Raw genomic sequence first — 11,997 nt, forward strand, 5'->3', positions numbered from 1 at the left:
TTCTCTGGAAATCCAAAAGCCTTGATTCGTCTGCTGAAGTTTTTCGGGTACTCCATTGTCGCGATCGTCTGCGGGCTGCTGCTCGTACTCAGCGGGGCCTACCTCTACCTTAGTCCGGGTTTGCCCTCCGTAGAGGCCCTCAGAAGTATCCAGTTGCAGATTCCTTTGCGGGTCTACAGCAGCGATGAAAAACTGATCGCGGAGTTCGGCGAAATGCGCCGCACCCCGATCCGTTTCGCCGATATTCCACCCAATTTCATCAACGCATTGCTGTCGGCCGAAGACGATAATTTCGCCAACCACTACGGCGTCGACCCCAGCAGCCTGGTACGTGCCGCCACGCAATTGGTAAAAAGCGGACACATTCAATCCGGCGGCAGCACCATCACCATGCAGGTGGCGAAGAACTTCTTCCTCACCAGCGAGCGCAGCTTTTCGCGCAAGGCCACCGAGATCCTGCTGGCCCTGCAGATTGAACGCCAGCTGACCAAGGACGAGATCCTTGAGCTGTACGTCAACAAGATCTACCTGGGTAACCGTGCCTACGGCATCGAGGCGGCATCGCAGGTCTACTACGGCAAATCGATCCGCGACGCGAGCCTGGCGCAGATGGCGATGATCGCCGGCCTGCCCAAGGCGCCGTCGCGCTTCAACCCACTGGCCAACCCGGCGCGCAGCAAAGAGCGTCGCGACTGGATCCTGGGGCGCATGTACAAGCTGGGCAAGATCGACCAGGCCGCCTATGAAAGCGCGGTGGCCGAGCCGTTGAACGCCAGTTACCACGTGCCGACGCCGGAAGTGAACGCACCGTATATCGCTGAAATGGCCCGCGCCGAAATGGTCGGGCGTTACGGCAGCGAGGCCTACACCGAAGGCTTCCGCGTGACCACGACGGTGCCGAGCGACACCCAGGAAATCGCCAACAACGCCGTGCATTCTGGCTTGATCACCTACGACCAGCGCCACGGCTACCGTGGGCCTGAGTCGCGCCTGCCGGGCAAAACCCTCAGCGCCTGGACCACCGAACTGGGCAAACAGCGCGCCATCAGCGGCCTGGAACCAGCCATCGTCACCCAGGTGCAAAAAGACGGCGTGCAGGTGCTGACCCGCACCGGCGAAGCCCATGTGGCCTGGGACAGCATGAAGTGGGCGCGCCCCTTCCTGAACACCAACAGCATGGGCCCGATGCCCAAGCAGCCGTCCGATGTGGCGCAGGTGGGTGACCTGATCCGCGTGCAACGCCAGAAGGATGACAGCCTCAAATTCAGCCAGGTGCCGCTGGCCCAGGGCGCCCTGGTTTCCCTCGACCCGCAGAACGGGGCTATCCGCGCCCTGGTAGGCGGCTTCGCCTTCGAGCAGAGCAACTACAACCGTGCCGTGCAGGCCAAGCGCCAGCCGGGCTCAAGCTTCAAGCCCTTCATCTACAGCGCCGCGCTGGATAACGGCTACACCGCTGCCAGCCTGGTCAACGATGCGCCGATCGTGTTTGTCGACGAATACCTGGACAAGGTCTGGCGTCCGAAAAACGATACCAACACCTTCCTCGGCCCGATCCGGATCCGCGAGGCGCTGTACAAATCGCGCAACCTGGTGTCGATCCGCCTGTTGCAGGCAATGGGCGTGGGCAAGACCATCGACTACATGACGCGCTTCGGCTTCAACAAGTCGGACCTACCGCCGAACCTGTCCCTGGCCCTGGGCACTGCGACCCTCACGCCAATGGAAATCGCCACCGGCTGGAGCACCTTTGCCAACGGCGGCTACAAGATCGCGCCGTACCTGATCGACAAGATCGAAAGCCGCAATGGCGACACCCTGTTCACTGCCAACCCACCGCGCGTACCGGGTGACGTGGTCAACGGCGTGGCCGCTACCGATGGCCTGGCAGCTCCGAGCAACGGTGGCATCACCATCGAGCCGACCCCAGGTGCCGCGCCCGCTGCAAACGCCGCGACGCCCACCGAGCCGCAGGCGCCTGCCGTTGCCGAGCGCATTGTGGATGGCCGCACCACCTACATCCTCAACAGCATCCTGCAAGACGTGATCAAGAAAGGCACCGGCCGTCGCGCCCTGGCCCTCGGCCGCGCCGACATCGCCGGCAAGACCGGTACCACCAACGACTCCAAGGACGCCTGGTTCTCCGGCTACAACGGCGACTACGTGACCACCGTGTGGACCGGCTACGATCAGCCGGAAAGCCTCGGCCGTCGCGAGTTCGGTGGCACCGTCGCGCTGCCGATCTGGATGAGCTACATGGGCGCCGCCTTGAAGGACAAGCCTCTGCACACCCAACCGGAGCCGGAAGGCATCCTCAGCCTGCGGATCGACCCGGTGAGTGGCCGCGTAGCATCGCCAAGCACGCCGAATGCCTACTTCGAACTGTTCAAGAGCGAAGACACGCCGCCGTCGGTCAACGAGCTGGGCAATGGTGTGGCACCGGGTAGCCCGCTGCCGGCGGATGAGGCGGCGCCAATCGATCTGTTCTGACGCGATCTGCGCCTGACGATCGTTCCCACGCTCTGCGTGGGAATGCCGCCGGTGACGCTCTGCGTCACGCGCTCAAGAACGGACGCAGAGCGTCCAAGGATGCATTCCCACGCAGAGCGAGGGAACGATCAGTAAGCCAGCTCCTACAAAAGCCAGGCCCCACACTTGGCTGCATGCAAGGCTCAAGTTAAATGCCACACAGCAAAAAGCCCCGACTCGCGAGAGCCGGGGCTTTTTGTTGGTGCGCTACAACGGCTTAGCCGTTGAACACATCATCCACGCTTTGCAGCGGGTAGTTCTTCGGATACGGCAGGGTGGCCACACCGGTCTCGATTGCGGCTTTGGCCACGGCATCGGAGATCAGGGTGATCAGGCGCTTGTCCATTGGCTTCGGAATGATGTACTCACGGCCGAATTCCAGCTTGGCGCCACCGTAGGCGTCGCACACGTCCTGAGGTACTGGCAGTTTGGCCAGTTCACGCAGGGCGTTGGCGGCGGCTACTTTCATCTCTTCGTTGATGCGCTTGGCGCGAACGTCCAGGGCACCACGGAAGATGAACGGGAAGCCCAGCACGTTGTTGACCTGGTTCGGGTAGTCCGAACGGCCGGTGGCCATGATCACGTCGTTGCGGGTGGCGTGAGCCAGCTCTGGCGAGATCTCTGGGTCCGGGTTGGAGCAGGCGAACACGATCGGGTTGGCCGCCATGGACTTCAGGCCTTCAGCGCTCAGCAGGTTCGGGCCGGACAGGCCAACGAACACGTCTGCACCGTCAAGGGCGTCAGCCAGGGTGCGCTTGGAGGACGGGTGGGCAAACATCGCCTTGTACTGGTTCAGGTCGGTGCGCTCGGACTGGATCACGCCCTTGCTGTCGACCATGTAGATGTTTTCCAGTTTGGCGCCCATGCTCACGATCAGCTTCATGCACGAGATAGCCGCTGCACCAGCGCCCAGGCAGACGATCTTCGCGTCAGCCAGGGTTTTGCCAGCGATTTCCAGGGCGTTGATCATGCCAGCCGCGGTAACGATCGCGGTGCCGTGCTGGTCATCGTGGAATACCGGGATGTCGCACTGTTCGATCAGGGCCTTTTCGATCTCGAAGCACTCAGGTGCCTTGATGTCTTCCAGGTTGATGCCACCGAAGGTGATGGAAATGCGCTTTACGGTGTCGATGAAAGCCTGCGGGCTCTCGGAGTCGACTTCGATGTCGAAAACGTCAATGCCGGCGAAGCGCTTGAACAGCACGCCTTTACCTTCCATGACTGGCTTGGAAGCCAATGGGCCGAGGTTACCCAGGCCCAGAATCGCGGTGCCATCGGAAATCACTGCAACCAGGTTGCCCTTGCCGGTGTACTTGTACGCCAACTCAGGATCGCGGGCGATTTCACGTACGGGCTCGGCCACGCCAGGGCTGTAGGCCAGCGACAGGTCGCGGGCGGTGGCGGTGGCTTTGGTGAGCTCTACACTCAGCTTTCCTGGACGAGGATTGGCATGATATTCGAGAGCGGCAGTTTTCAAATCAGACATATCGGCATTCCGCTTTTACTGTTGGTCGACGGACCGCCGAGGATACGCGTGTCGTAAAGTCCCTACAAGACTGGGTAGTCACCGGTGTCAAGGCCCCAGAGCGCCGTACTTTGGTCTAAGGCCACGGGATACAAGGGCTCAACTGTTCACAATCGAATAAAAAAATGTCTACAATTTTTTATTAATTCAGTCGTTCGAGGCGCTTTTATCAAATTCCAGGCACAAAAAAGGCGTCCGCAAGGGACGCCTCTTTTTTCAGCAGGAAAAGCCCAAGGGGCTTTTCAGCCTTACTCTGCTGGAGTAGCAGCAGGCTTCTTGCCGAAAGCGCCGAAACGGTCAGCAAAGCGCTGTACGCGGCCGCCGGTGTCCAGAGTCTTCTGCTTACCGGTGTAGAACGGGTGGCACTCGTTGCATACGTCAGTACCCAGTGGCTTGCACAGGTTCGAACGAGTTTCGAACTTGTTGCCGCAGCTGCAAGTTACCAGGATGGTTTCGTATGCTGGATGGATATCGGCTTTCATGGCACTTCCTCAGGCTAGCGTGCCGCCACTCGACACTATTGTCGAATACCGCACGTAATTAGGCCGCGGATTCTACCAGACCTTTTTAAACGCGCAAGCGGCGCCGCCGGCTGATTCCACGCAGATAAGCGCCTTTCATCAGAAACTACTGGCTTGCCACAATCCATGTGGGAGCTGGGCTTGCCCGCGATGGCGGTGTGTCAGACACCCAACCCTGCGACTGATATGACGCCATCGCGGGCAAGCCCGGCTCCCACAGAAGCACCCGAGACGGGACACCTCTATCGCAGGTCTGCTAGGCTCCCGCCCCTGCGCCACCGCCTGCCTTTATAGATGAGCCCCCTCGCGTGCCCGACGCCATTTTGCGCCTCGCCCTGCCCTCGCCCCTGCGCCGCCTGTTCGATTATCGTGCCCCGGCCGGCGTGCTGCGGGCGCAGTTGCAGCCGGGCATGCGTGTACGCGTGCCGTTTGGTCGGCGGGAAATGATCGGCATCCTGGTGGAAGTCGCCGACCACAGCGAAGTGCCCGCCGAAAAGCTCAAGCCGGCGCTGGCAATCCTCGACGCCACGCCGCCGCTGCCGCCCGCCCTGTTCAAGCTGTGCCTGTGGACCGCCCAGTATTACCAGCACAGCCTCGGCGACACCCTGAGCTGGGCGCTGCCGGTATTGCTGCGCCAGGGCGAACTGGCCGAAGCACGCCAGGAACGCTTCTGGTCGGCGGCACCCGGCGCGCGCCTCGACGACCCGCGCATCGCCCGCGCCCCGCGCCAGCGCGAAGCCCTGGCAACCCTGGCGCAACATCCCCACGGCGTGGCGCATCAACTGTTAAGCAAGTTGATGCTGAGCAAAGACAGTCTCGACCTGCTGCTCGCCAAGGATCTGGTGCAGGTGGAAATCCGCAAGCACGCCCCCGACCCGCGCCACGAACACTGGCTGGCCCAGCCGGAATTGCCGCTGAACCCCGAGCAACGCGCCGCCTACGAGGCAATCCGCGCAGGCTTCGACAGCTTCCACGCGTTCCTGCTGGCGGGCGTCACCGGCAGCGGCAAGACCGAAGTGTATTTGCAGCTGATCCGCGAAACCCTGCAAGCCGGCAAACAGGCGCTGGTGTTGATCCCGGAGATCAACCTCGGCCCGCAGACCCTGGCGCGTTTCGAGCAACGCTTCAACGCGCGCATCGCCCTGGTGCACTCGGCGGTCAATGACCGCGAGCGCCTGGAGTCGTGGCTGGCGGCACGGGACGGTGAGGCCGACATTATTATCGGCACCCGCTCGGCGCTGTTCACCCCGATGAAAAACCCCGGGCTGATCATCATCGACGAAGAGCACGACGGCTCCTATAAACAGCAAGAAGGCCTGCGCTACCACGCCCGCGACCTGGCGCTGGTGCGCGCGCGCCAGGAAGACATCCCGATCGTGCTCGGCTCGGCCACGCCGTCCCTGGAGAGTTTGCACAACGCCTACACCGGTCGTTACGGCCTCCTACGCCTCAACGAGCGCGCGGGCGGGGCCAAACAGCCACGTTTCCTGCGCCTGGATGTAAAAAGCCGCCCGCTGGACAGTGGGATTTCCGGGCCGATGCAACAAGCCATCGGCCAGACCCTCGCCGCCGGCCAGCAAGTGCTGGTGTTCCTCAACCGTCGCGGCTTTGCGCCGACGCTGTTGTGCCATGACTGCGGCTGGATGTCCGAGTGCGAGCGTTGTGACGCGCGCATGACCGTGCACCAGCGCCACGGTGAGTTGCGCTGCCACCACTGCGGCCATGTGGAACGGGTGCCGCGCCACTGCCCGCAGTGCGGCAAAGTGGACCTGCGACCGGTCGGTGCGGGCACCGAGCGCGCCGAGGAACGCCTGGGCATTCTGTTCCCGGACTTCCCGGTGCTACGGGTTGACCGCGACAGCACCTCGCGCAAAGACGCGATGAACCAGCTGTTCGCCACTATCCAGAAAGGCCAGCCGTGCATCCTGATCGGCACGCAGATGCTCGCCAAAGGGCACCACTTTCCACGGGTGACGCTGGTGTCGATCCTGGATGCCGACGGCGGCCTGTTCTCCGGCGACTTCCGCGCCAGCGAGCGCATGGCGCAACTGATCGTGCAGGTCGCGGGCCGTGCGGGCCGCGCTGAAGAGCCCGGTAGAGTGATTATCCAGACCCACCTGGCCGACCACCCGCTGCTGATCCAGCTGACAGAACAAGGCTACTTTGCCTTCGCCGAGCAGGCGCTGAGCGAACGCCGCTCCGCCGGCCTGCCACCGTTTTCCCACTTGGCCCTGCTGCGCGCCGAAGCGCATAAACCGGGGCAGGCCGAAGGGTTCCTCGACGAAGCGTGCAGCGCCGCCGAACGTTTGCTTGGCGAACTGGGTCTGACCGGCATCGAATTGCTCGGCCCGGTGCCTGCGCCCATGGAGCGCCGCGCCGGGCGTTATCGCGCTCAGCTACTCTTGCAGGCAACGTCCCGCGCGCCCCTGCATCGGCTGTTAAGTAGCCTGTTGCTTGCCCTGGAGCAAATGCCCAGCGGCCGGCAGGTGCGATGGTCGATGGATGTGGACCCCGTGGATTTGTATTGATCCACTCCATAGTTTGAATTGTGAACCCCTTTAAATGTGGGAGCGGGCTTGCCCGCGATGAGGCCCGCAGGTCCGCCAACCCGTCTGAACGGTTGGCAAGCCCGCCCTCCCCACGGATAATGCCCAGTTTTTCCACCCGCGCATCGCGCGCTGTCGCTTGCGGCACAAAGAGAACACCATGAAAGACACCATTCGCCAGCTGATCCAACAAGCCCTCACCCAACTCGTCAACGAAGGTGTGTTGCCTGAAGGCCTGACGCCGGCGATCCAGGTGGAAAACACCCGCGACAAGACCCACGGCGACTTCGCCAGCAACATCGCGATGATGCTCTCCAAGCCAGCAGGCATGAAGCCCCGCGACCTCGCGGAAAAAATCATCGCCGCCCTGCCGGCCGACGAGAGCGTGACCAAGGCCGAAATCGCCGGCCCGGGCTTTATCAACTTCTTCCAGAACACCCAGGCCCTGGCCTCACGCCTGGACGCGGCCCTGGCCGACGCCAAGATCGGCGTGCGCAAGGCTGGCCCGCTGCAACGCGTGGCCATCGACCTGTCGGCACCGAACCTGGCCAAAGAGATGCACGTGGGCCACCTGCGCTCCACCATCATCGGTGACGGCGTGGCACGGGTGCTGGAGTTCCTCGGCGACACCGTGATCCGCCAGAACCACGTGGGCGACTGGGGCACCCAGTTCGGCATGCTGATGGCGTACCTGCAAGAAAACCCGATCACCAGCAACGAGCTGTCGGACCTGGAAAACTTCTACCGCGCCGCGAAGAAGCGCTTCGACGAATCCGAAGAGTTCGCCGACCGCGCCCGTGGCCTGGTGGTCAAGCTGCAAGCCGGCGACCCGGAATGCCTGGAACTGTGGGGCCGCTTCCGGGAGATTTCCCTGTCCCACTGCCAGGAAATCTACGAGCTGCTCAACGTCAAACTGACCATGGCCGACGTGATGGGCGAAAGCGCCTACAACGACGACCTGATCAACGTGGTCAACGACCTCAAGGCCAAGGGCCTGCTGGTGGAAAGCAACGGCGCGCAGTGCGTGTTCCTTGAAGAATTCAAGACCGCCGAAGGCGAGCCGCTGCCGGTGATCATCGTCAAGGCCGACGGCGGCTACCTGTACGCCACCACTGACCTGGCGGCCGTGCGCTACCGCAGCGGTGTGCTCAAGGCCGATCGCGCGCTGTACTTCGTGGACCAGCGCCAGGCCCTGCACTTCCAGCAAGTGTTCGAAGTGGCGCGTCGCGCAGGCTTCGTGACGCACCCGATGCACATGGAACACATGGGTTTTGGCACCATGAACGGCGCCGACGGCCGCCCGTTCAAGACCCGCGACGGCGGCACCGTGAAGCTGATCGACCTGCTCAACGAAGCCCAGGAACGTGCCTACAACCTGGTGAAGGAAAAGAACCCGGAGCTGGCCGAGGCCGACCTGCGCAACATCGCCCGCGTGGTGGGCATTGGCGCGGTGAAATACGCCGACCTGTCCAAGCACCGCACCAGCGACTACAGCTTCAACTTCGAGCTGATGCTCAACTTCGAAGGCAACACCGCGCCGTACCTGCTGTACGCCTACACCCGCGTTGCCGGCGTGTTCCGCAAGCTGGGCAAGGATTTCAGCGAAGTTGAAGGCCAGATCGTGCTGGATGCCCCGCACGAACAGGAGCTGGCGGCCAAGCTGGCACAATTCGGCGAAGTGCTGAACAGCGTCGGCGAGAAAGGCACGCCGCACATCCTCTGCACCTATTTGTACGAAGTCGCCGGCCTGTTCTCCAGCTTCTACGAGAACTGCCCGATCCTCAGCGCCGACGACGAAGCCCAGAAGCAAAGCCGCCTGCGCCTCGCCGCCCTGGCAGGACGCACCCTCAAGCAAGGCCTGGAGCTGTTGGGCCTGGAAACCCTGGAGCGCATGTAAGTTGGCTGCCAAGAAAAAACCTGCACCCAAGCGCGGCGCCAGCCGCTACCAGGCCCCGGCGAAGAAGCCGATTCCGGGCTGGTTGTGGATGGCCATCGGTCTTACGGTGGGCGCGTTTATCGTGTTCCTGATGAAACTGGACCCGGGCAAGGGCGATGACGTCAAACGGGTCAAGCAGGAACAGCAGAAGGCCACGAAAATGGCCGAAGCCAACAAGACTGCGCCGAGCCCTACGGCACCGGTGAAGCCGAAGTACGACTTCTACACGCTGCTGCCGGAATCGGAAGTGATCGTGCCGCCTGACGCCGTGCCGGAGAAAACCCTGCCGACACCACAAGTGCCGACCACCCCGGTGACGCCAGCGGAAGCGGCGAAGATCGACACGGCGCGTGCACAGGCCGCCTTGGCCGGGATCACCCCGCCGCCAGCGCCACCGGTTGCCGAGACCAAGGCGGCGCCGGTGACCAAGTTCTTCCTGCAAGCGGGCTCGTTCCCCAAGCAGGCGGATGCGGATCGCGTACGAGCGCAGATCATTCTGCTGGGCCAGTCGGTGACGGTGGAATCCGGCACGGTGAAAGATGCGACCTGGTATCGCGTGTTGGTGGGGCCGTTCAGCAACCGTGAACAGCTGACCGTGGCACAGAAGCAACTGGCCGGTGCGGGGTTTAGCAACCTGTTGTTACAACAACGCCAGAGCCGCTAAACCGAAGAACACAGCAGGCCCCATGTGGGAGCGGGCTTGCTCGCGAATGCGGTAGATCAGTCAGTATTTTCGGCGACTGACACACCGCTTTCGCGAGCAAGCCCGCTCCCACATTTGATCGATAGCGTTCTCAAGAGTGTGTCAGACCAATAGGCACCACTCGTCCGCACACCGCCCCCACGGTTGAAATCCCCCCCACCATCCCCATATCAGTTTTCACCAGGGCATTTTCGCCCCGCTGCGTGGAGACTCTCCCCTTGACCACCATCGTTTCAGTACGTCGCCACGGCAAAGTCGTCATGGGCGGCGACGGCCAGGTTTCCCTCGGCAATACCGTGATGAAAGGCAACGCCAAGAAAGTGCGCCGCCTGTACCACGGCCAAGTGCTCGCCGGTTTTGCCGGTGCCACCGCCGACGCCTTCACCCTGTTCGAACGTTTCGAAGGCCAACTGGAAAAACACCAGGGCCACCTCGTGCGCGCTGCGGTCGAACTCGCCAAAGAATGGCGCACCGACCGCTCCCTCAGCCGCCTGGAAGCCATGCTGGCCGTGGCCAACAAAGACGCATCGCTGATCATCACCGGCAACGGTGACGTGGTCGAGCCAGAAAACGGCTTGATCGCCATGGGCTCCGGTGGCGGCTACGCCCAGGCTGCGGCCAGCGCACTGTTGAAGAAAACCGACCTGTCGGCCCGTGAAATCGTCGAGACCGCCTTGGGCATCGCCGGCGATATCTGCGTGTTCACCAACCACAACCTGACCATTGAGGAGCAGGACCTCGCCGAATAAGCCGTAGGCTTATTTCCGCTTGAGGCCGCCAAACACTATGTCCATGACTCCCCGCGAAATCGTCCACGAACTCAACCGCCATATCATCGGCCAGGACGATGCCAAGCGCGCCGTTGCCATCGCGCTGCGTAACCGCTGGCGCCGGATGCAACTGCCCGAAGAACTGCGCGTTGAAGTGACGCCAAAGAACATCCTGATGATCGGTCCTACCGGCGTCGGTAAAACCGAGATCGCCCGGCGTCTGGCCAAGCTGGCCAACGCGCCGTTCATCAAGGTCGAAGCCACCAAGTTCACCGAAGTGGGCTACGTGGGCCGCGACGTCGAGTCGATCATTCGCGACCTGGCCGACGCCGCGCTGAAGCTGCTGCGCGAACAGGAAATGACCAAGGTCAGCCACCGCGCCGAAGACGCCGCTGAAGAGCGCATCCTCGACGCCCTGCTGCCGCCGGCACGCATGGGTTTCAACGAAGACCCGGCACCGAGCTCGGATTCCAACACCCGCCAACTGTTCCGCAAGCGCCTGCGTGAAGGCCAGTTGGACGACAAGGAAATCGAGATCGAAGTCGCCGAAGTCTCCGGCGTCGATATCTCTGCGCCGCCTGGCATGGAAGAAATGACCAGCCAGTTGCAGAACCTGTTCGCCAACATGGGCAAGGGCAAGAAGAAAAGCCGCAAGCTCAAGGTGAAAGAAGCGCTGAAACTGGTGCGCGACGAAGAAGCCGGGCGCCTGGTGAATGAGGAAGAGCTCAAGGCCAAGGCCCTGGAAGCCGTCGAGCAGCACGGTATCGTGTTTATCGATGAGATCGACAAGGTGGCCAAGCGCGGCAACTCCGGTGGCGTCGATGTCTCCCGCGAAGGCGTACAGCGCGACCTGCTGCCGCTGATCGAAGGCTGCACCGTGAACACCAAGCTGGGCATGGTCAAGACCGACCACATCCTGTTTATCGCCTCCGGTGCGTTCCACCTGAGCAAGCCAAGCGACCTGGTGCCGGAGCTGCAAGGCCGCCTGCCGATTCGCGTGGAACTCAAGGCGCTGACCCCGGGCGACTTCGAACGCATCCTCAGCGAGCCCCATGCGTCGCTTACCGAGCAATACCGTGAGCTGCTGAAAACCGAAGGCCTGGGCATCGAGTTCCAGCCGGACGGCATCAAGCGCCTGGCGGAGATCGCCTGGCAGGTCAACGAGAAGACCGAGAACATCGGTGCGCGTCGTTTGCACACCTTGCTGGAGCGTTTGCTGGAAGAAGTGTCCTTCAGCGCTGGCGACCTGGCCGGGGCGCAGAATGGCGAAGTGATCAAGATCGACGCTGATTACGTCAACAGCCACTTGGGCGAATTGGCGCAGAACGAGGACTTGTCTCGTTATATCCTGTAAGTCATCTGCCTGTGACAGCGGGCTCTTGTGGCGAGGGAGCTTGCTCCCGCTGGAGTGCGAAGCGCTCCCAAGATTTTGGGGCCGCTGCGCAGCCCAGCGGGAGCAAGCTCCCTCGC

General features: G+C 62.5%; 8 protein-coding genes. 6 read left to right on the forward strand and 2 right to left on the reverse strand.

Annotation, left to right across the window (positions count from 1 at the left end; genetic code table 11):
- Positions 1–24: 24 nt before the first annotated feature.
- Positions 25–2,487: a penicillin-binding protein 1A gene (locus ACZRMO_RS12245; protein ID WP_463973083.1), complete on the forward strand. Its 2,463-nt coding sequence runs from the start codon at positions 25–27 to the stop codon at positions 2,485–2,487.
- Positions 2,488–2,743: 256 nt separating this feature from the next.
- Here the strand turns inward: ACZRMO_RS12245 and ACZRMO_RS12250 are convergent, their stop codons facing one another.
- Together ACZRMO_RS12250 and rpmE are read right to left on the reverse strand one after the other, a co-directional pair.
- Complete coding sequence (locus tag ACZRMO_RS12250; protein WP_017738862.1) at positions 2,744–4,012, reverse strand: malic enzyme-like NAD(P)-binding protein; 1,269 nt, start codon at positions 4,010–4,012, stop codon at positions 2,744–2,746.
- Between the two features lie 287 nt (positions 4,013–4,299).
- On the reverse strand, positions 4,300–4,533 hold the full coding sequence (gene rpmE, locus ACZRMO_RS12255; RefSeq protein ID WP_463973028.1) for a 50S ribosomal protein L31: 234 nt from the start codon (positions 4,531–4,533) through the stop codon (positions 4,300–4,302).
- A gap of 347 nt (positions 4,534–4,880) precedes the next feature.
- Here rpmE and ACZRMO_RS12260 point away from each other — a divergent pair, with 347 nt between their 5' ends.
- The 5 genes from ACZRMO_RS12260 (at position 4,881) to hslU (ending at position 11,881) form a co-directional block, all read left to right on the forward strand.
- On the forward strand, positions 4,881–7,100 hold the full coding sequence (locus ACZRMO_RS12260; protein WP_124525449.1) for a primosomal protein N': 2,220 nt from the start codon (positions 4,881–4,883) through the stop codon (positions 7,098–7,100).
- 178 nt (positions 7,101–7,278) lie between these two features.
- Positions 7,279–9,015 carry an arginine--tRNA ligase gene (argS, locus tag ACZRMO_RS12265; RefSeq protein WP_124525448.1) on the forward strand — a complete coding sequence of 579 codons (1,737 nt, stop codon included), beginning with the start codon at positions 7,279–7,281 and terminating at the stop codon, positions 9,013–9,015.
- A gap of 1 nt (position 9,016) precedes the next feature.
- Positions 9,017–9,718, forward strand: a complete 702-nt coding sequence (locus ACZRMO_RS12270) for an SPOR domain-containing protein (protein ID WP_025858692.1) — start codon at positions 9,017–9,019, stop codon at positions 9,716–9,718.
- A 257-nt stretch (positions 9,719–9,975) separates the two neighbouring features.
- Positions 9,976–10,506 (forward strand): ATP-dependent protease subunit HslV, encoded by a 531-nt coding sequence (hslV, locus tag ACZRMO_RS12275; RefSeq protein ID WP_017738857.1) that lies wholly within the window; start codon positions 9,976–9,978, stop codon positions 10,504–10,506.
- Between the two features lie 37 nt (positions 10,507–10,543).
- The gene (gene hslU, locus ACZRMO_RS12280) at positions 10,544–11,881 is read left to right on the forward strand and encodes an ATP-dependent protease ATPase subunit HslU (RefSeq protein ID WP_017738856.1); all 1,338 of its coding nucleotides are present in this window, start codon (positions 10,544–10,546) and stop codon (positions 11,879–11,881) included.
- The last annotated feature ends 116 nt before the right edge of the window (positions 11,882–11,997 follow it).

The sequence above is a fragment of the Pseudomonas sp. B611 genome (assembly GCF_055407965.1).